This is a genomic window from Epibacterium sp. HA2-3, from assembly GCF_055693725.2.
Genome location: NZ_CM172490.1, coordinates 2636144 through 2658107, shown reverse-complemented (window position 1 = coordinate 2658107; position 21964 = coordinate 2636144). Strand labels below are relative to the sequence as shown.

General features: G+C 62.7%; 21 protein-coding genes. 8 read left to right on the top strand and 13 right to left on the bottom strand.

What is annotated here, in order from left to right; all coding sequences use genetic code 11:
• The first annotated feature begins 31 nt into the window (after positions 1-31).
• From ACZ1HH_RS12495 to ACZ1HH_RS12485, 3 genes are all read left to right on the top strand, one after another.
• Positions 32-1138 (top strand): site-specific DNA-methyltransferase, encoded by a 1107-nt coding sequence (locus ACZ1HH_RS12495; protein ID WP_416369344.1) that lies wholly within the window; start codon positions 32-34, stop codon positions 1136-1138.
• Positions 1139-1321: 183 nt separating this feature from the next.
• Positions 1322-2716 (top strand): adenylate/guanylate cyclase domain-containing protein, encoded by a 1395-nt coding sequence (locus ACZ1HH_RS12490; RefSeq protein ID WP_472636775.1) that lies wholly within the window; start codon positions 1322-1324, stop codon positions 2714-2716.
• 60 nt (positions 2717-2776) lie between these two features.
• Positions 2777-4240: a methyl-accepting chemotaxis protein gene (locus tag ACZ1HH_RS12485; protein ID WP_416369171.1), complete on the top strand. Its 1464-nt coding sequence runs from the start codon at positions 2777-2779 to the stop codon at positions 4238-4240.
• A 205-nt stretch (positions 4241-4445) separates the two neighbouring features.
• Here the strand turns inward: ACZ1HH_RS12485 and ACZ1HH_RS12480 are convergent, their stop codons facing one another.
• Complete coding sequence (locus ACZ1HH_RS12480; RefSeq protein ID WP_472636774.1) at positions 4446-5588, bottom strand: alkane 1-monooxygenase; 1143 nt, start codon at positions 5586-5588, stop codon at positions 4446-4448.
• 80 nt (positions 5589-5668) lie between these two features.
• Positions 5669-6730, bottom strand: a complete 1062-nt coding sequence (mutY, locus tag ACZ1HH_RS12475; protein ID WP_472636773.1) for an A/G-specific adenine glycosylase — start codon at positions 6728-6730, stop codon at positions 5669-5671.
• A gap of 85 nt (positions 6731-6815) precedes the next feature.
• Between mutY and ACZ1HH_RS12470 the strand changes: the two genes are divergently transcribed.
• Both ACZ1HH_RS12470 and ACZ1HH_RS12465 read left to right on the top strand, forming a co-directional pair.
• On the top strand, positions 6816-7343 hold the full coding sequence (locus ACZ1HH_RS12470) for a DUF721 domain-containing protein (RefSeq protein ID WP_011539958.1): 528 nt from the start codon (positions 6816-6818) through the stop codon (positions 7341-7343).
• Entirely contained in the window at positions 7340-8041 is a 702-nt protein-coding gene (locus tag ACZ1HH_RS12465) for a DsbA family protein (protein WP_011539957.1), read from the top strand. The genes ACZ1HH_RS12470 and ACZ1HH_RS12465 overlap by 4 nt, the downstream gene beginning before the upstream one ends.
• Before the next feature lie 36 nt (positions 8042-8077).
• On the opposite strand, the gene lpxK is transcribed toward ACZ1HH_RS12465, so the two are convergent.
• The 5 genes from lpxK to ACZ1HH_RS12440 all read right to left on the bottom strand — a co-directional run bounded on the left by lpxK (position 8078) and on the right by ACZ1HH_RS12440 (position 14046).
• Positions 8078-9079, bottom strand: coding sequence for a tetraacyldisaccharide 4'-kinase (gene lpxK / locus ACZ1HH_RS12460; protein ID WP_472636772.1), 1002 nt, complete (start codon positions 9077-9079; stop codon positions 8078-8080).
• Complete coding sequence (locus ACZ1HH_RS12455; protein WP_472636771.1) at positions 9066-10262, bottom strand: 3-deoxy-D-manno-octulosonic acid transferase; 1197 nt, start codon at positions 10260-10262, stop codon at positions 9066-9068. Before ACZ1HH_RS12455 ends, lpxK begins: the two co-directional genes overlap by 14 nt.
• Entirely contained in the window at positions 10262-11062 is an 801-nt protein-coding gene (locus ACZ1HH_RS12450; RefSeq protein ID WP_011539954.1) for an inositol monophosphatase family protein, read from the bottom strand. Before ACZ1HH_RS12450 ends, ACZ1HH_RS12455 begins: the two co-directional genes overlap by 1 nt.
• On the bottom strand, positions 11049-12395 hold the full coding sequence (locus ACZ1HH_RS12445) for a TldD/PmbA family protein (protein ID WP_044026911.1): 1347 nt from the start codon (positions 12393-12395) through the stop codon (positions 11049-11051). Before ACZ1HH_RS12445 ends, ACZ1HH_RS12450 begins: the two co-directional genes overlap by 14 nt.
• Positions 12396-12531: 136 nt before the next feature.
• Positions 12532-14046, bottom strand: a complete 1515-nt coding sequence (locus tag ACZ1HH_RS12440; protein WP_472636770.1) for a DUF2125 domain-containing protein — start codon at positions 14044-14046, stop codon at positions 12532-12534.
• A 134-nt stretch (positions 14047-14180) separates the two neighbouring features.
• On the opposite strand from ACZ1HH_RS12440, the gene ACZ1HH_RS12435 reads away from it, so the two are divergent.
• Together ACZ1HH_RS12435 and ACZ1HH_RS12430 are read left to right on the top strand one after the other, a co-directional pair.
• The gene (locus tag ACZ1HH_RS12435; RefSeq protein ID WP_472636769.1) at positions 14181-14930 is read left to right on the top strand and encodes an SDR family oxidoreductase; all 750 of its coding nucleotides are present in this window, start codon (positions 14181-14183) and stop codon (positions 14928-14930) included.
• Positions 14927-15541 (top strand): enoyl-CoA hydratase/isomerase family protein, encoded by a 615-nt coding sequence (locus tag ACZ1HH_RS12430; RefSeq protein WP_487320295.1) that lies wholly within the window; start codon positions 14927-14929, stop codon positions 15539-15541. Before ACZ1HH_RS12435 ends, ACZ1HH_RS12430 begins: the two co-directional genes overlap by 4 nt.
• A gap of 97 nt (positions 15542-15638) precedes the next feature.
• On the opposite strand, the gene ACZ1HH_RS12425 is transcribed toward ACZ1HH_RS12430, so the two are convergent.
• The 4 genes from ACZ1HH_RS12425 to ACZ1HH_RS12410 all read right to left on the bottom strand — a co-directional run bounded on the left by ACZ1HH_RS12425 (position 15639) and on the right by ACZ1HH_RS12410 (position 19286).
• Positions 15639-16823 (bottom strand): amino acid aminotransferase, encoded by a 1185-nt coding sequence (locus tag ACZ1HH_RS12425; protein ID WP_472636767.1) that lies wholly within the window; start codon positions 16821-16823, stop codon positions 15639-15641.
• A gap of 3 nt (positions 16824-16826) precedes the next feature.
• A complete protein-coding gene (sseA, locus tag ACZ1HH_RS12420) occupies positions 16827-17678 on the bottom strand; it encodes a 3-mercaptopyruvate sulfurtransferase (protein WP_472636766.1) in 852 nt (283 codons plus the stop codon).
• 128 nt (positions 17679-17806) lie between these two features.
• A complete protein-coding gene (locus ACZ1HH_RS12415; RefSeq protein WP_472636765.1) occupies positions 17807-18307 on the bottom strand; it encodes a hypothetical protein in 501 nt (166 codons plus the stop codon).
• Positions 18308-18518: 211 nt separating this feature from the next.
• The gene (locus ACZ1HH_RS12410; protein ID WP_011539946.1) at positions 18519-19286 is read right to left on the bottom strand and encodes a DUF1013 domain-containing protein; all 768 of its coding nucleotides are present in this window, start codon (positions 19284-19286) and stop codon (positions 18519-18521) included.
• Positions 19287-19455: 169 nt separating this feature from the next.
• Here ACZ1HH_RS12410 and ACZ1HH_RS12405 point away from each other — a divergent pair, with 169 nt between their 5' ends.
• Entirely contained in the window at positions 19456-20100 is a 645-nt protein-coding gene (locus ACZ1HH_RS12405; protein WP_472636764.1) for a ribonuclease T2 family protein, read from the top strand.
• Between the two features lie 72 nt (positions 20101-20172).
• Here ACZ1HH_RS12405 and ACZ1HH_RS12400 read toward each other — a convergent pair whose 3' ends face one another.
• Together ACZ1HH_RS12400 and ACZ1HH_RS12395 are read right to left on the bottom strand one after the other, a co-directional pair.
• Positions 20173-21495 carry an ammonium transporter gene (locus ACZ1HH_RS12400; protein ID WP_011539944.1) on the bottom strand — a complete coding sequence of 441 codons (1323 nt, stop codon included), beginning with the start codon at positions 21493-21495 and terminating at the stop codon, positions 20173-20175.
• Positions 21496-21524: 29 nt separating this feature from the next.
• The gene (locus ACZ1HH_RS12395) at positions 21525-21863 is read right to left on the bottom strand and encodes a P-II family nitrogen regulator (RefSeq protein WP_011539943.1); all 339 of its coding nucleotides are present in this window, start codon (positions 21861-21863) and stop codon (positions 21525-21527) included.
• Positions 21864-21964 lie beyond the last annotated feature (101 nt).

The window sequence follows — 21964 nt, the reverse complement described above, 5'->3', positions numbered from 1 at the left end:
CAAAAGCGCCGTGGTTATCGAGGCAGAGCAAATGAACAAAACCATCGCGAAGGGCGCCGCTACGGCGCTCCCTTTAAACACGATTCTTGATGGCGACTGTATCGAGCGGATGGCAAGCCTGCCGTCCAATTCGATCGACATGATCTTCGCGGATCCGCCCTATAATCTCCAGCTCAAAGGGCAGTTGCACCGCCCTGACAACTCCAAGGTGGATGCGGTCGACGACGAGTGGGACCAGTTTTCCAGCTTTGGCGTCTATGACCAGTTCACGCGCGGCTGGCTGAAAGAGGCCCGCCGGATCCTGAAACCCAATGGCGCGCTTTGGGTGATCGGCTCTTATCACAACATCTTTCGCGTGGGCACGGCGCTGCAGGACGAGGGCTTCTGGATCCTGAACGATGTGGTCTGGCGCAAGTCGAACCCGATGCCGAACTTCCGTGGCAAGCGCTATACCAACGCCCATGAGACGATGATCTGGGCGTCGAAATCCGAGGGTGCCAAATATACCTTCAACTACGAGGCGCTGAAGGCCCTGAACGAGGGCATCCAGATGCGCTCGGACTGGGTGATGCCGATCTGTACCGGCCATGAGCGTCTGAAGGATGCCAATGGCGACAAGGCGCATCCGACCCAGAAGCCCGAAGCCCTGTTGCACCGTATTCTGGTGGGGTCCACCAACCCCGGCGACGTTGTGCTTGATCCGTTCTTTGGCACCGGCACCACCGGCGCGGTGGCCAAGATGCTCGGGCGGGAGTTCATCGGCATCGAGCGCGAGGAAGCCTATCGTAAGGTTGCCGAAGAGCGCATCAAGAACGTGCGCAAATTCGACCGTGAGGCGCTGCAGGTCTCGGCCTCCAAACGCGCAGAGCCACGGGTGCCCTTTGGCCAGCTGGTTGAACGCGGCATGCTGCGTCCGGGCGAGGAGCTCTATTCGATGAACCGACGCCACAAGGCGAAGGTCCGCGCGGATGGCACCTTGATCGGCGACAATATCAAGGGCTCGATCCATCAGGTCGGCGCGCATCTTGAAAATGCGCCCTCCTGCAATGGCTGGACCTACTGGTGCTTCAAAAAGGACGGGAAAACCGTACCGATTGATGTGCTGCGCCAGCAGATCCGGGCGGAAATGCAGGCCTGACCGGCGCTTAGCCGAATTCCGAATATATTCGAACGCCGACAGCGCGCTGCCCAAGGGGCCAGCGCGCTGCACCTTGCCCCGCCGGTCTGGCGGGGTTTTTTGCATGTGACGCGACAAATGGCGCGTGTGCCTGCGCGGTTTTGGCGATAGAACTGGTAGCCAAAATCCCCAAGGGAGGGCCGGATGGCTGATGTCGCCCTAACCAAAGCAGACCCGCCCGCGCGCGCGTCGCTGGATCCGATTTTGCAAGACGACGCGTTGCAGTCCCAACACATCCATGCCGCGCTCGAGGAACACAAGAAGCGTGGCGTCGAGATGGCCGTTCTGGCGCGCTGGATCATCATGCCGATGGTGGCCGTGTTCCTCATTGCGGTCTATCCGGAGCCGTCGCAGCTCTATTATGTGGCGCTCCTCGCGCTCCTGTGCGTCAACGGGTTTTTCATCCGCCGTTTTGCGCGGGTGGGGCGGTCGCGGGCCGAGCTGGGCCTGATCATGCTGGACCTTGTACTGATGACCTTTGGCATGGTGGTACCCAATCCGTTCGATCCGAACGAGATGCCGGTACCGATGCTGTATCAGTATGATAACTTCATGTATTTCTTTATTATTCTAGCAACTGGTGCCCTTGCCTACAGCTGGCGGACGGTGATGGCGATCGGGGTCTGGGCAAGCGTGATCTGGCTCGGGGCGGCGGGGCTGATGTGGGCCTTCATGACCCCGGACGAAGAGCTGGCGCGGCGCCTCTCGGAGGTGCTGGTGGACTGGCCGCATGTGCAGGATTTGTACAGTCCAAACGACGTCGGATTCCGGTTTCGCATCCAGGAAGCGATGGTGTTCCTGATGGTGGCAGCGATCCTGGCGCAATCCACCCGGCGGTTTTATCTGATGCTGGACCAGAATGCCGATCTGGCGCGAGAGCGGGCCAATCTGTCGCGCTACTTCTCGCCCAATGTGGTCGACCAGCTGTCGCAGAACGACGAGGCGCTCAGCCAGGTGCGCACCTCGCGTATCGCGATTTTATTTGTTGATATCGTTGGCTTTACGCGACTGGCAGAGCACCGGGACGCGGTCGAGGTGATCGAGCTCTTGCGCGGGTTTCATGGCCGAATGGAGGCGGAAGTCTTTCGCCATGGCGGCACGCTCGACAAATATCTTGGGGATGGGTTGATGGCGACCTTTGGCACGCCTGCTCCGGGCCCGCAGGATGCCTCGGACGCGCTGGCCTGCGCGCGGGCGATGTGCGTGGTGCTGGACCAGTGGAACGCCGAGCGCCGCGCCGCTGGAGAGCCTGAGATCCATGCTAGCATCGGCATCCATTTTGGCGAGGCGGTGCAAGGCGACATCGGCGCAAACCGCCTGGAATACGCCGTCATTGGCACCGCCGTGAACATCGCCTCGCGGCTTGAGGGCATGACCCGCCCGATGCAGGCCCGAATCGTGATGAGCGACGCGCTCTATCGCCGGGTGCAAGAGGAGGGCGGTGCTGCGGCGCTTTTGCGCGGTTTTCACTGTACGCCGGAGCAAACCATCCGTGGACTGCAAGAACCCATGCCGGTCTGGGCCCTGACGTCGCTTTGATAAGCCATTCGTTAAGGGTCTGAACCTATGGTGACATCACCATTTCAAAAGGTTTATGTGATGTCGCAGATCCATCGAGACGAGCTGCTTTTCTGGTTCGGACTTGGCGAGGAAGATCGTTCTTCTATTGTCGGTATGGCGCCCCTCGTGGAGCGCCACATTGATGCTGTTCTCGACGATTTCTACGACCTCTGCCTGTCGCGGCCGGAAACCAAAGGGTATTTTCCGACCGAACAGATCGTAGCCCATGCCAAGGCTGCGCAGCGCGCCCATTGGGTGAAGCTCTTCTCGGGACGTTTTGACGACAGCTACATGAGCTCTGCCGACAAGGTTGGACGGGTGCATTTTGAGGTTGATCTGCCGTTTCACCTGTTTCTGGGCGGCTATGCCACGGTGGGCGACCGTATCCTCGAGGTGGTCCTGACGCAGAAAAACGGCTGGCGCGGCACCAAGGCAAGGATGAAACAGGCGCGCGCGCTGCAGCGGCTCATTCTGTTTGATTGCGAGCGGGTGATCGCAGGGTATATCGACGCGCAGCTGCAGGAACGTGAAAAGGCGCTCACGGTCATGACCCAGGGGATTCAGCGACTGGAATCCGGGGATCTGACCACCGAGATGCCGTCGGGCGACAAGGGCGGCTTGCCGGAGCGCTATGACAATGTGCGTCTGTCGTACAATCACCTGCTGCGCCACTGGTCGGGGATCCTGTCGGATGCCACCCGGCGCGCGCATTCGGTGGATGCCAAGATGGCCGAGACCGCGCGTATGACCCGCGAGATGGCGCATCGTTCGGGCGAACAGGCCAGCACCCTGAACGAGACTGTGACGTCTGTGAACAGCATGACCTGCAGCACACGACTGACCAGCGAGAAGGTCAACGATGCCGCCAAACAGATCGAGGCCAACCGGCTTGTGGCCGAGGAGGGCGGCGCGGTTGTGCGCGATGCGATTACGGCGGTCGAACGGATCGAACAATCCTCCAGCCAGATCAACAAGATCGTTGATGTGATTGATGAAATCAGTTTTCAGACCACATTGCTTGCGCTCAACGCCGGGGTGGAGGCCGCGCGCGCGGGCGAAGCTGGCAAAGGCTTTGCTGTCGTGGCATCGGAGGTGCGCGCGCTTGCAAGCCGGGCCACGGATGCGGCGGATGATATCAAGAAACTGATTGCCACCAGCTCTGATCAGGTCCTCGAGGGGTGTCAATTGGTGCATCAGACCGGGGAGCGGCTCGACAGCATCCGATCAAGCGCGGACAACGTGGCGCGGATCATGCAAGAGGTCGACGGTGTGATCTTTGAGCAGACCGGCCAGCTTGAAAACATCAGCGAGCGGATGGAGCGGCTGGATCGATACACGCAGGACAGCGCCGATCAGGCCAATGAGGTCTCCAGCACCGCGGATGCGCTGGCGCAGGACTCGGCGGCGCTGAAGGCCAGCATGGACGGGTTCAAAACTGGCGATATTGCGTTGCGAGAGGCGGCGCAGGATCAGGAGTTCGAACGTCTCGCCAATCGCGGCTAGGGTGTAAGGGTGTCACGCGCAGCGCGTGTGAGACGCAAACCTGAAAGGCACCCATTTGTGCCTGGGGGCAATCCCGGCCAGAGAGAGGCGCAATGCAGTCGCGCGGCATGAGCCAAACGCGACGCAGGATGTAAGCACGAGACAGGATGCCAGCGCCAGACATGGCGTACATCCGGCCACCGGTGCACTCAGGGCCGAGCGATCGTCAGCGCGGCATCGGGGTTTGGTGCCGGTTGTAGGGCTTCCAGTCCGTGATCTCCGGGTAATATTGCTTGCGCCAGCGCCGCACGCGCGGGTTCATGATGCGCTGCCACAGCGGCGGGATCATCGCCGCAATCGACATCACCGGATACCCATAGGGCAATTGCGGCGCTTCGGATGCGGAGTAGTTCTGCAGCAGGGGAAAGCGCCGGTCGGGTTTGTAGTGATGGTCGGAGTGGCGCTGCAGGTTGATCAGCAGCCAGTTCGAGGCCTTATGCGCGGCGTTCCACGAGTGATGCGGTTTGACATGTTCGTATTTGCCATCGCCCAGATGTTTGCGCGTCAGCCCATAGTGTTCGATGTAATTCACCAGCTCCAGCTGCCAGATCGCGGCGCTGGCCTGCACAAGGAACAGCAACACCCCCGACAGCCCGCCTATGGCAAAGGCCAGTGCAAGCATCCCGAGCTGAAGCGCCCAATAGCGCCAGAAGGGATTGCTGCGGTGTGTCCAGGGCAGGGATTTGCGCGCCAGCCGGTCTGCCTCGGCTCCAAACGCAGAGCGCCAGCATTGCCAGAGCACGCGCGGATAAAAGCGGTGAAACCCCTCGTTATAGCGCGCCGTCACCGGGTCGCGGGGGGTGCCCACATAGCGGTGATGCACCAGAAGATGCTCGGAGCGAAAATGCGAATAGAGCACCATGGCAAGCAGAATATCCGCGAGCCAGCGCTCCAGTCGGCTGCGTTGGTGCATCAGCTCGTGGCTGTAGTTGATCCCGATGGTGCCAGAGATCACCCCCATGCCAAAGAAAACGCCGATCTTTTCAAGCCGGCTCAGATGCGTGGCGTCGCTGACATAGGCGATAAGGCCAAAGAGGCACAGAACATGGATCGGCACCCAGACCGAGGTCAGCCGCACATACCACTTGAGGTCCGCCTCGGCCGTTTGCGGGTCGGCATTTTCGAGTTCGAGTCCGAGAACCCCGTCCAGAACCGCAAAGAGATACCAGGTTGCCAGCGGTGTCATCAGCACCCACCAACTGCCCAGATAGGCGCCAGCCCAGACCAGCGGCACCAGCGCCAGTGACAGCCAGAAGGGCAACGCATGGCGCCAGTCACGCAGTTTCTCGGTCGGGATGAACTCAGTCATGAAGGTCTCCATGCGGCAGAGGCGTCTCACTCTGGAGCCTAGACCCGTTCGGGGCGTATCCCAAGGGGGAAGTCGTGAACTTAGCGGCGCGTCAGATCAAAGGCCTTGCGCATGACGGTGGGCAGGCTGGAGGGGCGGAAGTCGTGGCGTCGGACCAGTTCCTGACCTGCGCGGGGCTCAAAATCCGCGGGCAGCTCGGCGCTGCGCACCTGCAGGATCAGGTGGAAATGGGTGAAGGTGTGACGGACCTCGGCGCCCAGATCCTGCCAGTCGGCATCAAAGGGCGGCGTCTCGGTGGGAGCGTCGTTCCACTCTGAACCGGGCCAGCCCAGCATCCCCCCCAAAAGCCCCTTGTCGGGGCGGCGCTCGAGGAGCCAGTCGCCTTCGGCACTGCGCGCCAGATAGACAAACCCATAGCGGGTGGGTTTGGGTTTCTTGGGCGTTTTTTTGGGCAGTTCGGGCGCGGTGCCCTTGACGCGGGCGCGGCAGGGATCGCGCCAGGGGCAGATGCCGCACGCGGGCGATTTGGGCGTGCAGATGGTGGCCCCGAGATCCATCACCGCTTGCGCATAGTCGCCGGGCCGCGCGCTAGGCGTCAAATGGGCGGCATGCGCCTTGAGCACGGGTTTCACTGCCGGAAGCGGTTCGTGTTCGTCATGAAGCCGCGCCATCACCCGTTCCACATTGCCATCAAGCACCGTCTCGGGCCGGTCAAAGGCAATGGCAGAGATCGCCGCTGCCGTATAAGGCCCGATGCCGGGCAGTGCGATCAGCCCCTCATAGGCATCTGGAAACACACCCTCAAACTCCTCCGCCACCACGCGGGCACATTTCAACAGGTTGCGCGCGCGGGCGTAATAGCCGAGCCCCGCCCACTCTGCCATGACATCGCCGTCCTCGGCAGCGGCGAGATCGCCGACGCGGGGCCAGCGCCGGGTGAACCGTTCGAAATAGTCTTTGACGGCGGCGACGGTGGTTTGTTGCAGCATGACCTCGCTGAGCCAGATCCGATAGGGATCGGGGCGCACACCGGAGGCGCGTGCAGTGGGGCCGACGCGCCATGGCATCTCGCGGGCGTGGGTATCGTACCACGCCAAGAGATCCTGGCTCAGTTGCTCGGCAGACACGGGGTGGTCACGCATTCTTTATCCTTTGGCCTCTGGGTTTGGCTGGTCTCTTGCACTCGGCCCTTTACAATAGGGCCGAGACACACGCAAAACCACTGGTATGGCATATAGGCATTCCTCCACACGCGGTTTCAAACGCACGGGATCGTTGCTCAACGATCAGATTCGCAAGGCGGGCGAAAGCCGCGGCTTTGCGGTGTCACGGCTGTTGACCCATTGGGAAGAGATCGTCGGCCCGGAGCTGGCGGCCATGGCGCGCCCTGTGAAGGTCGGCTATGGGCGCGGCGGTTTTGGGGCGACGCTGACGGTGCTGACCACGGGGGCAATGGCGCCGATGCTGGAGATGCAAAAGGCGGCACTGCGCGAGAAGGTGAACGCGGTCTATGGCTATAACGCCATTTCCAAACTTCACATCACGCAGACCGCCCCAATCGGATTTGCCGACGGGCAGGTGGATTTTCGCTATGCGCCCAAGACGCGCAAACAGGAAGAGCCTGCGCCAGAGGATGTGGCCGCCGCCAAGGAGACGGCGACGGGTGTAGAGAATGACGACTTGCGCGCAGCTCTCGAGCGGCTTGGGCGCAACGTGCTGACACGACAAAAATCACTGCGAAAGGGGTATAAATGACCCGCATCATGACAGGTATCTGCGCGGCCGTTGCCGTTGCAGCGGGCGTATACGCGATCAACAATTTCTCGGGCCGCGAAGACAACGCAAGCCTTTTGGACATCCAGCTGGTGAGCGCGGCCAATGCGCAAGAGAGCAGCCAGGGCGCCGAGGCGGCAGAGGTGGACACCTCCACGATCATGGAAATGGTACAGGGCGCCGAAGACGCGCCTGTGACCTTGATCGAATATTCGTCCTACACCTGCCCGCATTGCGCGAATTTCCATGCCGATGCCTACAAGAAGCTGAAGGCCGAATATATCGACACCGGCAAGGTCAAGCTGGTCTACCGCGAGGTCTATTTCGACCGCTTTGGTCTCTGGGCGTCGATGGTTGCGCGCTGTGGTGGCGAAGAAAAGTTCTTTGGCATCACCGATCTGATCTTCAAGCAGCAGGCCGAATGGACCCGTGCTGGCGGCCCTGCCGAGATGGTGGAAGCGCTGAAAAAGATCGGTCGCGTGGCCGGTGTGGACGGCGACGCGCTGGAGGCCTGCCTGCAGGACGCCACCAAGGCACAGACGCTGGTGACCTGGTATCAGGAGAACGCCACCAAGGATGACATCAGCTCGACCCCGTCTTTCATCCTCAACGGCACCAAGATCGCCAACCAGCCCTATGAGGATCTGAAGGCGCTGATCGACGCCGAGCTTGAAGGCTAAAGAGATCCGTCGCTGACGGTTGTGCGCGCCGCTCTCCTAGTCGGGGGGCGGCGCGATGTCTTTGAGGCGGGCCAGAAGCGTGTCGCCCTGCGCGACCCGCAGGCGCACCGGCAGGGTGATGACCTTGGGCCGAAAGCTCAGCGGCAGGCGCACGGCGTCCTTTTCGGTTGTGACCAGTTGCGCACCCAGAAGGCGTGCCTCCTGTTCGAGACGGGTGAGGAGCGCGGGCGCAAGCGTCTGGTGATCCTCGAGCGCCTCGGCCCGGCAGAGTTCGGCCCCCAGTCCGCGCAGTGTGGCAAAGAATTTCTCCGGATGGCCGATGCCCGCAAAAGCCAGCACCTTGGTGCCCTGCCATGGCATGCCGGTGGGCAGCGGCTCTACATGGCCGGTGAGGTGGGGCACCGGGATCGCTGCGCCCCAGGTGGATTGAAACGTCTCTTGTGCGCGCGTATCGCCCAGCGACATCACCAGATCGGCGCGGCTGAGGCCGGTGGCAACCGGCTCGCGTAGCGGCCCCGCAGGCAGGCAGCGCCCGTTGCCAAAGCCGCGTTTGGCGTCCACCACGATGATGGAGAAATCCTTGGCCACCGAGGGGTTCTGAAACCCGTCATCCATCACGATTACCGAGGCTCCGGCGGCGGCGGCCTCGGTCACGCCCGCACCGCGATCCCTGGCGACCCAGACCTCGCCAAAGGCAGCCATCAGCAGCGGCTCATCACCGACATCGGCGGCGCTGTGGCGGCGCGGGTCCACCTGAACGGGCCCCTCAAGGCGACCGCCATAGCCGCGCGAGACCACATGGACCTCGTGGCCGGCAGCGCCCAGTTGCTCCATCAGCCAGATCACGGTCGGGGTCTTGCCGGTGCCACCTGCATTGAGATTGCCGACACAGATCACCGGCACTGGCGCCCGTGTGGGCGCGCCCTTGCGCAGCCGCGTGGCAGTGCCTTTGGCATAAAGAGCGCCCAGCGGCGACAGCAGGCAGGCGCGCAGGTCAAAGTGGCTGGGCGGTTTGTTCCAGAATTCAGGCGGGCGCATGGGAGAGTTCGCTTTGATCCAGCAGATCCTGGATCCGCTCTAGGAGGGTGTCTGTCATGACCGCACCTTCGGTCACCACCTGCCAGCCCGCAAGGGCCATTTCGGCGGCACGGTCCGGTGATGACAGGCGAAAGACAGCATCGGCAAGCTCTTCTTCGCCGTGGATCCGCTCGGCCGCATCAAGGGCCGCGAGGCGCTGATAGGCCTGGGCATGGGCGACGACGCCGGGGCCATGCAGGATCGCAGAGCCAAGTGCGGCGGCGTCCAGCGGGTTGGTGCCCTGCGCCCCCCGAATGAGGCTGTTGCCGAGGAAACTGATCGGGCAGAGCCGATACCACAGACCAAGATTTTCCGTGAGGCCAATGGCGACCTGCGTGTGGTCCTCGGGGTCTTCGCCCATGTCCCAGTCGGCAAAGGAGAGCCCCTCTTTTCTGAGGAGGCTGCGGGCGGCGTCGAGATCCTCAAACGTGTCCACCGTGAGCACCAGCAAGAGCCGGTGCAGCAGTCGCAGGGCCCCCCGGTGCGCCTTGAGCACGGCGGGGAGTTCCGAAAGCGAGACATGCGCGGCAAGCCAGAGCGGGCGGCTGGCAAATTGTTTCTGCATCTGCGCCAGTTCGTCGTCGTTGCAGCTTGGCGGGGTGCTGGATTGAAACAGGCGGCCTGCGGGGTGGATGCGTTCGGGCGCAACACCTGCACGTTTCAGCCGCTCTGAGACCTCGGTGCCTGGCACCAGGATCGCGGCAAACCCGTTGAGCAGACGATGGCGCTGATCCGGCAGCCAGCGCGAAGCCCGGCTTGGCAGCTCGTCCGCGTCGATGTCGCACAAGAGCGCGGGCATCTCCCGCTCGCGCATCTGGCGCATCAGGAGGCGACGCAAACGCCCGCCCGCCCAGACGCAGACATCGGGAGACCAATTGTCCAGAAAGTTGCGAATGTCGTTGGGTTGCTCCACCGTCAGCGGCCCGAGCGGGATGTCGCAGCCCTCGGGCAATTTGGCGGGCCGCATGTCCTCTTCCCACGTGAGCATCACCGAGAGGTCCGGGCGCATCATTTTGAGACGACAGCCCACGTCACAAAGCCCCAAGAGACGTTCCTGGGTGGTCGCATGGGCCCAGACCAGCTCGCCCTCGGGGCGTTTCAGCCGCAGGGGGTTTGGGATCTGTGTTCCGCCGGGGCCAAACATCAGGGTTTGGACCCCTGTGCGCCATAGACCAGCCGGTTGAGCAAGGCGCGGTGCATCTTGGGTCCGCCCGCGACAACCCCGTTTTGCAGCGCGTCGGCGCGATTGAACCGCAAGGGCGCGCCATCGCGGTCCGTGGCCCGCCCGCCGGATTCCTGCACGATCAGCACCCCTGCGGCGATGTCCCACTCCCAGGTGGGGCGCAGGGTCAGCATGGCATCATAGCTGCCATCGGCGACCCGCGACATGCGATAGGCGAGCGAAGGGCGGTGGCTGCGCTGAAACCCCGGTGGTGTGCCGCCCTGCCAGTGCTTGGCCTCGAGCGTTGGCTTGGCACTGAGGATATGTGCGGTCTCGGGGTTCTGCGCGCGCGTGGTCTGGAGCCGCGCACCATTGCAGGTGGCGCCCTGACCCGAGGCGGCGGCAAAGAGCAGATCCCGCTGTGGCAGGTAGACCACCGCCGCGATGGGCGTGCCCTGCTCGACAATCGCGAGCGAATGCGCCCAGGTGCGAGAGCCATCGGCAAAGCTGCGGGTGCCGTCAATTGGGTCGATCACAAAAACGCGCGCGCGCGATTGGCGCGTCGGGTCGTCCTCGCTCTCCTCCGAGAGCCAGCCATAATCGGGCCGGGCGGCGCGCAGGCTGTCCTCGAGGTAGCGATTGACCGCGAGATCCGCCTCTGTCACCGGGCCCGCGCCATCCGGCTTGTCCCATTTCTGTGCTTCGGTGCCGGTGAATTGCCCCGCGATCTCGCCCGCCTTTTGGGCCGCCCCTATCAGCAGGGAGAGGTCATTCTCCGGCAAGGGTCAGTCCCTCTACCAGAAGCGATGGCACCACCCGCGACAGATGTGTACGGGCGTCGTTGGCGGCGACCAGCGTTTTCAGCATATCGAGGAGGTTCCCGGCAATCGTGACCTCGTTGACCGGATACTGGATCTCGCCGTTCTCCACCCAGAAGCCCGAAGCGCCGCGCGAGTAGTCGCCCGTGTTGGGGTTGATGGTGGAGCCGATCATCGAGGTGACCAGAAGCCCGGTGCCCATGTCGCGCAGCAGCTCTTCGCGGGTCTGTTGCCCCTGGGTCAGAGCGATGTTCCAGTTGGAGGGCGACGGCACCGACCCGATGCCACGCGCGGCGTTGCCTGTGCTCTCAAGGCCAAGTTTGCGCGCCGAAGCCAGATCCATGGTCCAGCCGGTCAGCACGCCCTTGTCGACGATCGCGCGGCGCTGCGTGGGCAGGCCTTCGCCATCAAAGGGGCGCGAGCCTGAAACGCGGGGGCGCAGGGGGTCCTCGATGACCGAGAAGGCCTCGGGCAGGATCTGCGCGCCGAGACTGTCCTTGAGCCACGAGGAGCCGCGCGCCACCGACGCGCCATTGGCGGCACCCAGAAGATGCCCGATGAGGGATGAGGAGATCCGCTCGTCAAAGAGCACGGGATAGGCGCCGGTCTTGGGGCGGCGGGCGTTCACACGTTCGATGGCGCGCTCGCCAGCGGTGCGCCCGATCTCTTCGGCGCTGCGCAGATCGGTTTGATAGATGCGGCTGTCGCCGTCATAGTCGCGCTCCATGCCGGTGCCGGTGCCCGCAATCCCCACACAGGAGATCGAGCGGCTGGTGCGCGCATAGCCCCCGGAGAACCCGTTGCTTGCCGCCATGTGGATGTCATGACGCCCATAGCCCGCCGCGGCGGACTGGACCTGAGAAATGCCGTCGATGGCGGCGCAGGCGCTTTCGGCGGCCAGCGCGTCCTGTTGCAGTTGATCGGGCGCAGGCTCGGCGCTGGGGTCGGCCATCTCAAGCGCGTCGAGATCCCAGGATTTGGCCAGCTGCGCGGGGTCAGCAAGCCCGGCATAGGGATCTTCGGGCGCTTCTTTGGCCATGGCCACGGCGCGTTCGGCCATCGCGGTCAGGGTTTCGGGGCGGGTATCGGAGGAGGACACCTGCGCCTGACGCTGGCCGACAAAGACCCGCAGCCCGATGTCCACCCCTTCGGAGCGCTCTGCATGTTCCAGCGCGCCCTCGCGCACCTCGATCGAGAGCGAGCTGCCCTCGGCGGCCATGGCGTCGGCAGAATCGGCCCCGGCCTTTTGGGCGGCATCAAGGAGGGCGTGGCAAAGCGTTTCAGGAGTCTGTGTCATGGGCACCTTCGCAAATGGGTGGCATTGAACCAGAGCTAGCCAGAGCGCCGCCGTATCGCAAGGGCTCTGCGCCATAAAAAGAGGCCGCCCCGGCAAAGGAGCGGCCTCTGATCCTGTGGGCGTGGCCCTGTGCGCGTTACTTCAGGCGCTGGCCGTTGGCGAGCACATGGCCTTCTTCGTTGACTTCGATCTTGGAGGTCACGGTGTCGTCGCCTGCCGGAACCGTGAACATGCCCATCATCATGCGCGCGCCCATGGCGTCATCCTCGGAGACGAGGCCCATGCCGATCAGCTTGTCGATCAGGGCGTTTGCACCCACCAGCTTCAGGCTGGCTTCGCCTTCGGGGGCGGGCATGCCGTCAAAGCTCTCGAGGTCGGTGTTGTCAAAGGTGAAGGCGCCGTCACCTGTCAGTTCGGCACCTGCAACCGAGAGCAGGATCTCGTTGATGCTGAGGGAGTTTACCTCGCCCGGCATTTCTTCACCGGATTCCACGGCGGCCATTTGCTCTTCGTCCACGAGGTCAAAGAACAGCTTGCCCTTGCCGGAGAGATCCACAACGAGGTTTGCAGGGTCGCGCGGCAGCTCGCCCGCCGGGTCGATCAGACCCCAGAGCATGTCCGGCACCGCAAATTCACGCAGCGCGATCCCGAGGGCAAAATCCTGCTCCTCGTCGGACTTGGTCAGCGGCATGGCAAAGTTCATGCCCATTTCTTTCATGCTGAGCGAGACCGGGAAGGGAATGTCGGACCCCATCATGTTGAGCGTCGTGTCACGCTGGGTCACGTCATAGTTCACGCCGGCGGGGCTCAGTCCGATGTTGATTGCGCCACCATTGGAGGAGGTCTGAAAGTCGAAATTATCCGGACCGTCGCTGCCTTTGACATTGGTGTTGCCGGATTCGAAGGTGAAGCCACCCACATAGGCCATGCCCGCCTTGAGCATCGCGGCCACATCGCTGGGATCGTCGACCTCGGGGATGGTCATGTCACCGGTGAACTCAAGCCCCTGCAGCGCGCCGTTGAAGGCTGCGCCATCGTCCCCTTCGGGCTCCTGGAACATGAAGTCATAGGCAACCGAGGCCATGGTCATGGTCTGCGAATAAGAGCGCACATCGCCGATCTTCATCAGCGTGTTGCTGACCATATCGGTCACGTTGACATTGAGCATGATCGCGTCTGCGGGCACAGCATCGCCGTCGATCACCAGGTTGGCGAGGCTGATGGCGGAGGTCGCAACGGTGTAGTTATACGCCATTTCCGAGGTGTCGCCGCTCACGACCATCGGGCTGCCGTCGTGGGTATAGAGGAGATCCCCAGAGATCGCATCGCCATCTGCGTTGACGTTGAAGGACATCGGGAAAGTGGTGGGCATCACGACGTTCACGGTGCCATTGCCGTTCTCGATGAAATCGAGCGATCCCATGGTCATGGAGAAGGAGTCGCCCTCGACATCCATCGACATGGTGATGTCGGAAACGGTGAGCTTGCCGCTGCTTTCGGTTTCGGTTGCGGTGATCTCGTAGCCGGTGCTGGACATGTAGTCCTTCCAGTCGGCCCAGACGTCCTGTGCCGTGACGTCAGCATGTGCCGCCTGGGCAATCAGCAGAACCGGCGCGACGGCGCCCAGCTTGCGAACAAAAGAAATAGACATAACAACAACCTTTCCTATCGAAGCGTTGGGGCGAACCTCTCCGCTTGTACGCGTGCGGTCAAGGGAGCGAATGTCTGGACCGTTCCCCCCAAGCCAGATTAACACATAAGAACTCATCCACTGGGAGACAATTTATGAAATTCGCGAATAAAACGATCGTCATTTCCGGTGCAAGCCGCGGGATCGGGGCCAGTGCGGCAAGGGAATTTGCCGCAGAGGGCGCCAATGTCGTCTTGCTTGCACGCAGCGCGGACGCGCTGGAGACGCTGGCGCAGGAGATCGGCGAGAAAGCGCTGGCGCTGGCTTGCGACGTGGCGGATTACGCCGCCGTGGAGGCGACGTTTGCGCGGGCGCGCGATCATTTTGGCAGCCTCGATGTGCTGATTTGCAACGCAGGCATGATCGACCCCATCGCACGGCTCGAAGAGGCGGACCCCGCCGGTTGGGCGCAGCTCATCAATGTGAATATCACCGGCGTTTTCAACATGATGCGTGCTGGTCTGCCTCATCTCAAAGCGGCAGGCGGTGGTGCGGTGCTGACCATCGGGTCGGGGGCCTCGCAACGTCCGCTCGAGGGCTGGAGCGCCTATTGCACCTCCAAGGCCGGGGCGGCCATGCTCACCGAGGCGCTGCACCTTGAAGAAGGCGAGAATGGCATCCGCGTGATGGGGCTCTCGCCCGGTACGGTGGCCACGCAGATGCAGCGTGAGATCAAGGCCAGCGGCATCAACCCGGTGAGCCAGCTGGCCTGGGAAGATCACATTCCCGCCGAATGGCCCGCGCGCACGCTGATGTGGATGCTAAGCACGGATGCGGATGAATTTGTGGGCACCGAGATCGCGCTGCGCGATGAAGGCATCCGCAAACGGGTTGGTCTCATATGATCGACCATCATCAGGATTCGCGCGGGCTGCTGACCTTGCGGCTCAACCGGCCCGAGAAGGCCAATGCGCTGACGCCCGAGATGCTGGCGCAGATGATCGAGATCCTGCGCACCGCCACAGAGGCCCGCGCGCTGATCCTGACCGGCACCGGCAAGGTGTTCAGCGCAGGCGCGGATCTGGACGCGGCAAAGGCGGGGCTTGCGACCTCGCCTTTGTGGGAAGAGCTCTCGGGCGCGCTTGCGGCGCTCGCCTGTCTCAAGGTTGCGGCCCTCAACGGGACACTGGCGGGCGGGGCCAATGGCATGGCGCTGGCCTGTGATCTGCGCATCGCGGTGCCCACGGCCAAGGTGTTCTATCCGGTGATGCAGCTTGGCTATCTGCCGCAGCCCTCGGATGCGATGCGGATGCGGGCGCTTGTGGGGCCTGCGCGCACCAAGCTGATCCTTGCGGCAGGGCAGAAGATCACCGCCGAGGAGGCCTATGGCTTTGGGCTGATCGACCGGATCGTAGCGCCCGAAGAGCTGATGGCAGAGGCCGAGGCGCTGGTTGCGCCCGCGCTGGCGGCAGAGCCTGATGTGGCGCGCGCGATCCTGCGCGCTGCTGACGCCTGAGTCCGGGCGATGCCTGCCCCCAACAGGGCGAAGCTTGCCCCCCAAAACTAAAAAACGCGCCCCCGAGGGAGCGCGTTTTCTAAATCTCAGCGTAGGATCAGACGCCGGCGTCGATGATCGCCTTGGCAAGGATCGGCACGGTCTGTGCGTTGAGCCCCGCAATATTGAGACGGCTGTCCCCGACCATGTAAATCCCTGCGTCCACACGCATTTTCTCGACGAGTTCGGGCGTGGTGCCGAGCAGGGAGAACATGCCGCGGTGCTCTGCAATAAAGCCGAAGCGATCCGACCCGGAGAGGCGCTGCAGCTCATCCGCGAGCTGCTGGCGCAGGGCGAGCATGCCCAGGCGGGTTTCTTCCAGCTCTTTCTGCCAATCCGCGCGCAGCTCGGGATCGTTCAGGATCGTGGTCACAACGCGTGCGCCGTGATCAGGCGGGAAGGAGTAGTTCTGGCGGTTCAGGTAGGCGAGGGTCTTTTGGTTGAGACCGGCTTCGTCGCCCTTCTGGCTGATCGCCATCAGAAGGCCAGTGCGCTCGCGGTAGATGCCAAAGTTCTTGGAGCAGCTCGCCGCGATCAGGCATTCCGGCACCGAAGAGGCCACAAGGCGCACGCCGGCGGCGTCTTCTTCGAGACCGTCGCCAAAGCCCTGATAGGCGATGTCGATCATCGGGATCAGGCCGCGTTCGTTGAGCAGCTCGACCACGGCTTTCCACTGGCTGATGTTGAGGTTGGCGCCGGTCGGGTTGTGGCAGCAGCCGTGCAGCAGAACCACGTCGCCTGTCTTGGCGCCTTTGAGATCTTCGATCATACCGTCGAAGTTCACGGCACGGGTCTCGGTGTCAAAGTAGCGGTAGACTACGGTTTCGATGCCGACGTATTTCAGGATCGACACGTGGTTGGGCCAGGTGGGGTCGGACACAAAAACGCGTGCCTCTGGGTTGGCCATCTTGATCAGTTCAAAGGCCTGACGCACGGCGCCGGTGCCACCGGGAGTCGCGACGGCGGCGATCTTGCTGCGCTCGACCGAGGTGCCGAGGATCAGGTCGATCATCGTGTCGGCATAGGCGGGATCACCCGCGAGGCCGGTGTAGGCCTTGGTGGTCTGCTCGTCGATGATGCGCTGTTCTGCGGCCTTCACGGCGCGCATCACCGGGGTCACACCCTCGGCGTTCTTGTAGACACCTACACCCAGATCGACCTTCTGGTCCCGCGGATCTTCGCGGTACATCTGCATCAGCGCCAGAATCTTGTCGGCAGGCTGGGGTTTGAGGTTCTCGAACATGTCTCAGTTGTCTCCGGTTGCAACGGGAAGAGTGGGGAAGGCGCCCCATTCGCTCCATGAGCCGTCATAGAGCGCGTGATCGTGCTTGCCCATGCGCTCCATGGCGAGGCTGAGCACGGCGGCGGTGACGCCCGATCCGCAAGAGGTGATGGCAGGCTTTGTGAGATCAACACCGGCGGCTTCAAAGAGGCGGCGCAGGGTGTCGGCGTCCTTCATCGTGCCGTCGTCATTGAGAAGCGTGGTGAAGGGGACGTTCTTGGAGCCCGGGATGTGACCTGCGCGCATGCCCGGACGGGGTTCGGGCGCCTCACCGCGAAAGCGTTCGGCGGCGCGGGCGTCGATGATCTCGTGATCGCCGAGCTTGGCAGCAGAGGACACCTGGGTCACATCGCGCACCAGCTGGTTTTGCACTCGCACGGTCATGTGACGGTCGCGGATGACCGGCGGCAGATCCTCGAGCGGGCGACCTTCGGCTTTCCACTTCGGGAGGCCACCGTCGAGCACGGCCACATTGACCTGTCCCATCAGACGGAAGAGCCACCAGACTCTGGCGGCGGAAAACAGCCCCGCGCCATCATAGATCACCACCTGGTGCCCGTCGCCGACGCCCATGGCGCGCAGGCGGGACATGAATTTCTCGACCGGCGGCGCCATATGCGGCAGGTCGGAGCGGTGATCGGAAATCTCGTCGATGTCAAAGAAGCGCGCGCCGGGAATGTGCTCGGCGTCATACTCGGCCTTTGCGTCGCGCTCCATCTGCGGCAGATACCAAGAAGCATCAAGGATCCTGAGGTCGGGATCTTTCAGATGCGCGGCCAGCCAGTCGGTGGAAACCAGGGTTTTTGGATCGTCCATTCTCAACGCCTCCCGGGACTTGCGTTGGCAAAATGCCTACTACCCGCGCCCCGGTCGTGCAAGGCCGCTTGCCATGGTTTCCCGCGCAGACCGCCTGTTGAGAGAGCGAAACCGCTGTTTTTGCACCCTTAGCCGACGACGCGCAGGGCCGGAGTGCCGCGCAGGCGTTGCCGCGCGCCCGAGGGGAAGCGGTCAGCAAAGGACAGGCCCGCGCGAATGAGGTCGGGGTTCATATGCCCATGGGTCAGCGCCTCGACTGCATCGCGGGCCTTGGCGGTATGGTCGCGGCGCATGTGGTGCAGCATGGCGATAAACTGCGCCTCATCGGTGGTGAGCAGGTCGCGGGTGTCGAGATCGAGCGGGTCGTTGGAGGTGAAATCGCCTTCTCTGAGTTCAAGCAGCTCGCGCACCACGGGCCACAAGGTATGAGCAACCGCCAGACCATGTGCTTCGCCCCAGTTTTCTGCCGCAATGACAAAGGCGCGGTGCCACGCCTGACTGCCCGGCGTGTTGGCGGCCGTAACAAAGTGGCGCATGATCGACACCAGCCGGGCCTCGAACGGGTCAAAGCCAAAGGTCACCAAAGGGGCCTGCGCCAAGTCGGGAGTGAGCGTCACCTGGAGGGTCATTGATACTGCGCCTTTTACCTATGCGCCCCCTCAAACCACATTCGGGATGTGTCGGGCGCGTTTGCATCTGGACCGGGCGAGAGGCTGGGCGCTATTTCCCTAGTATTTTTGTCGGATATTGGCAAGAGGCAAAAAAAACACCGCAGCGCACGGGGCGACTGCGGTGTTTTTGTCAGACGTCGGCAGGCGCGTGGGCCTGTCAGCCGCGCACTCAGTAGCGCGGATCGTCGCTGTCGTCGTCTTCGTCCTCATCGCTGCTGGCGGGCAGGTTGAAGAAGCTGTCGGCGTCGACGATTTCGTCTTCTTTCTTGTCGTCTTCGTCAGAGGAGCCAAGCGTGAAGGTTTCCAGCCCTTCGATCGCGGAGGGGATCTTGGGCTCGGCGTCCATCTCGAGCGACTGCTCGGTGGAGACCAGTTTGCGGCGCTCGTCGTCGTTCATCACGCCGCCTTCGGCGGCACGCTTCTTGGCGGCCTTTTGCACGGCTGCATCCAGTTCGGACTGTTTACACAGGCCAAGCGCCACCGGGTCGATCGGCTCCATGTTGGCGATGTTCCAGTGGGTGCGCTCGCGGATCGACTGAATGGTCGGTTTGGTGGTGCCCACCAGCTTGGCGATTTGGGCATCGGCCAGCTCGGGATGGAATTTCACCAGCCAGAGAATCGAGTTCGGGCGGTCCTGACGCTTGGACAGCGGGGTGTAGCGCGGGCCACGGCGCTTTTCCTCGCCTGCGGCGGCGGCGTTGAACTTGAGCTTCAGCTTGTGCAGCGGGTTGTTTTCCGCCGTGGTGATTTCTTCCTGGGTCAGCTGGTTGTTTGCAATCGGGTCAAAGCCCTTTACGCCAGCGGCCACATCGCCATCCGCGATGCCCTGAATTTCCAGCTCGTGCATGCCAACGAAATCAGCGATCTGCTTGAAGCTGATCGTGGTATTGTCCACCAGCCACACGGCGGTCGCCTTGGCCATCAACGGTTTTGCCATGTGCTTTACTCCTTCGAAACACGTCCGTCCCCAACCCTGAGCCGGACAACCTGCGGGTAAACCTCTCCCGTCGCCTTAGATCGGCTTCCCCGGAGCTTCGGGGCGGGTTTCCGTTGTCGGGGAACTTCCCGTCTATATAGTCGGCTCGAAACCATAAGGAAAGAGGCGAATGCGGGGAGTTTTCTTCACTGTTTTGACGGCTGCGGGGCTTGTGGCGGGGGCGGCGCAGGCCGAGGGTGAGCGCGCGGGGGCGTTTGATTACTATGTGATGGCGCTGAGCTGGTCGCCCAACTGGTGCGCGATCGAGGGCGATGCCAAGGGCTCTGAGCAATGTGACGACCGGCATGATTACGGCTGGACCCTGCATGGGCTCTGGCCGCAGTTTCATCGCGGCTGGCCAAGCTATTGCCGCACCACCGAGGCGCCGCCGACCCGGCGACAGACCGGCGAGATGCGCGACATCATGGGCTCTCCGGGGCTGGCGTGGCACCAGTGGAAGAAACACGGCACCTGCAGCGGGCTTTCGGCGCGGGACTATTTCGCGTTGTCGCGGCAGGCTTATGACACGGTCACGCGACCCGAGGTGTTTCGCCGGCTCGACAAGGCGGTGACGCTGCCCGCATCGGTGGTCGAAGAGGCCTTCCTGAAGGCCAATCCAAGCCTCACGGCGGACAGTCTGACCATCACCTGTCGTGACGGGTTTATTCAAGAAGCGCGGGTTTGCCTGTCGCGCGATTTGGACCCAGTGCCCTGTGGGCGCGATGTCAGCCGCGATTGCACCCTGTCCAATGCGACCTTTGAGCCGGTGCGCTAATATTCTGAATAAATGAATGAAAAAACGCGGCCCCGAGGAGCCGCGTTTTCTTTTGTTCTATGGAGCGAAGGCTTAGCTGCCTTTGAACTCCGGGTAGGCTTCCATGCCGAGCTCCGCCATGTCGAGACCGTTGATCTCGTCCTCTTCGGAGACGCGGATGCCCATGGTGGCCTTCAGGATCATCCAGACCACACCGGAGACCACGAAGGTGAAGATACCGATGGTGGCAAAGCCGACGATCTGAGTGATGAAGGAGGTGCCTTCGGTGTAGAAGGGAACCGCAAACGTCCCCCAGAGACCGGCCAGCAGGTGAACCGGGATCGCACCCACAACGTCGTCGATCTTCATCTTGTCGAGCATCGGCACGGTGAAGACAACGATCACGCCACCCACGGCACCGATCAGGAGCGCCCCAAAGAGGGTCGGGTCAAGCGGACCTGCGGTGATGGAGACCAGACCGGCCAGTGCGCCGTTCAGGATCATGGTGAGGTCGGGCTTCTTGAAAAGAAGCTGGGTCAGGATCAGCGCGGTCACAGCACCGGCTGCGGCAGCCATGTTGGTGTTGGCAAAGATGCGCGACACGTCGGTCACATCGCCCACGGTGCCCATCGCCAGCTGCGAACCACCGTTGAAGCCAAACCAGCCGAGCCACAGGATGAAGGTACCCAGAGTGGCCAGTGCGAGGTTGGAGCCAGGCATCGGAATGGTACGGCCATCTTTGTATTTGCCGATCCGCGGACCGAGGATCAGGGCACCGGCGAGGGCTGCAAAGCCACCAGCAGCATGCACCAGGGTGGAGCCCGCAAAGTCAGAGAATCCCAGCCCATCGAGGAAGCCCTCACCCCAGACCCAGGAGGCCTCGATCGGGTAGATCACGCCGGTCAGGATCGCGACGAAGATCAGGAAGGGCCACAGCTTGATGCGCTCGGCCAGCGTGCCGGATACGATGGAGGCGGTGGTGGCGCAGAACATCAGCTGGAAGAAGAAGTCCGAACCCACGGAGGCATAATCCAGCGCAGCGGCGTCGGCACCGAGGCCCACGGGCTCCAGCGAGGTGGTGGCAAAGAGCGGCCCCATCACGCCCGGGATGATCCAGCCATCACCCGGATACATCAGGTTGAAGCCCACGAGCCAGTACATGATCGCGGCGATCGAGAAGAGCGCCACGTTCTTGGTGAGCTGCATGGTCACGTTCTTGGAGCGCACGAGGCCTGCTTCGAGCATGGCAAAGCCTGCGGCCATCCAGAACACCAGGAAACCGCCGATCAGGAACAGGAGCGTGGTGAAGATATAAGGGTTGATGTCTGGTGTCTCGGCCGCGGCTTCCTGCGCGAAGGCCAGACCCGGCAGGGTCGCCAGCGCCGTGGCGGCGAGTGTCACTGTCAGTTTCTTCATTTCTTTGGCTTTCCTTTGCGAAAGGCGCGTTAGAGCGCGTCTTGATTGGTTTCCCCGGTGCGCACGCGCACGGCCTGCGCCACATCCAGCACGAAGATCTTGCCATCTCCGATTTTGCCGGTGCGGGATGCCTGGGTAATGGTCTCGACGACCTGGTCAGCGAGGTCGGACGGCACGACGATTTCCAGTTTCACCTTGGGAACGAAGTTCACTTCGTACTCGGCTCCACGGTAGATTTCGGTGTGACCGGCTTGCGCGCCAAAGCCTTTGATTTCGGTTACCATCAAACCGGAGACCCCAAGCTTGGTCAGTGCTTCGCGCACCTCTTCGAGCTTGAAGGGTTTGATGGCTGCTATGATCAATTTCATCTCGTCACCCTTTCCCGGGCCATGCGCCCGATGTTTGCAGGTGCAGAAGATCGCTCCTCCCGAGTCGTGGGAACGCGGCAGCAGGGTAAAGACGCCTGTTT

Excerpts from the sequence above, each read along its gene's own strand:
- ACZ1HH_RS12495 (WP_416369344.1), top strand. The coding sequence starts at position 32 with ATGAACAAAACCATCGCGAAGGGCGCCGCTACGGCGCTCCCTTTAAAC.
- ACZ1HH_RS12490 (WP_472636775.1), top strand. The coding sequence starts at position 1,322 with ATGGCTGATGTCGCCCTAACCAAAGCAGACCCGCCCGCGCGCGCGTCG.
- ACZ1HH_RS12485 (WP_416369171.1), top strand. The coding sequence starts at position 2,777 with ATGTCGCAGATCCATCGAGACGAGCTGCTTTTCTGGTTCGGACTTGGC.
- ACZ1HH_RS12480 (WP_472636774.1), bottom strand. The coding sequence starts at position 5,588 with ATGACTGAGTTCATCCCGACCGAGAAACTGCGTGACTGGCGCCATGCG.
- mutY (WP_472636773.1), bottom strand. The coding sequence starts at position 6,730 with ATGCGTGACCACCCCGTGTCTGCCGAGCAACTGAGCCAGGATCTCTTG.
- ACZ1HH_RS12470 (WP_011539958.1), top strand. The coding sequence starts at position 6,816 with ATGGCATATAGGCATTCCTCCACACGCGGTTTCAAACGCACGGGATCG.
- ACZ1HH_RS12465 (WP_011539957.1), top strand. The coding sequence starts at position 7,340 with ATGACCCGCATCATGACAGGTATCTGCGCGGCCGTTGCCGTTGCAGCG.
- lpxK (WP_472636772.1), bottom strand. The coding sequence starts at position 9,079 with ATGCGCCCGCCTGAATTCTGGAACAAACCGCCCAGCCACTTTGACCTG.
- ACZ1HH_RS12455 (WP_472636771.1), bottom strand. The coding sequence starts at position 10,262 with ATGTTTGGCCCCGGCGGAACACAGATCCCAAACCCCCTGCGGCTGAAA.
- ACZ1HH_RS12445 (WP_044026911.1), bottom strand. The coding sequence starts at position 12,395 with ATGACACAGACTCCTGAAACGCTTTGCCACGCCCTCCTTGATGCCGCC.
- ACZ1HH_RS12440 (WP_472636770.1), bottom strand. The coding sequence starts at position 14,046 with ATGTCTATTTCTTTTGTTCGCAAGCTGGGCGCCGTCGCGCCGGTTCTG.
- ACZ1HH_RS12435 (WP_472636769.1), top strand. The coding sequence starts at position 14,181 with ATGAAATTCGCGAATAAAACGATCGTCATTTCCGGTGCAAGCCGCGGG.
- ACZ1HH_RS12430 (WP_487320295.1), top strand. The coding sequence starts at position 14,927 with ATGATCGACCATCATCAGGATTCGCGCGGGCTGCTGACCTTGCGGCTC.
- ACZ1HH_RS12425 (WP_472636767.1), bottom strand. The coding sequence starts at position 16,823 with ATGTTCGAGAACCTCAAACCCCAGCCTGCCGACAAGATTCTGGCGCTG.
- sseA (WP_472636766.1), bottom strand. The coding sequence starts at position 17,678 with ATGGACGATCCAAAAACCCTGGTTTCCACCGACTGGCTGGCCGCGCAT.
- ACZ1HH_RS12415 (WP_472636765.1), bottom strand. The coding sequence starts at position 18,307 with ATGACCCTCCAGGTGACGCTCACTCCCGACTTGGCGCAGGCCCCTTTG.
- ACZ1HH_RS12410 (WP_011539946.1), bottom strand. The coding sequence starts at position 19,286 with ATGGCAAAACCGTTGATGGCCAAGGCGACCGCCGTGTGGCTGGTGGAC.
- ACZ1HH_RS12405 (WP_472636764.1), top strand. The coding sequence starts at position 19,456 with ATGCGGGGAGTTTTCTTCACTGTTTTGACGGCTGCGGGGCTTGTGGCG.
- ACZ1HH_RS12400 (WP_011539944.1), bottom strand. The coding sequence starts at position 21,495 with ATGAAGAAACTGACAGTGACACTCGCCGCCACGGCGCTGGCGACCCTG.
- ACZ1HH_RS12395 (WP_011539943.1), bottom strand. The coding sequence starts at position 21,863 with ATGAAATTGATCATAGCAGCCATCAAACCCTTCAAGCTCGAAGAGGTG.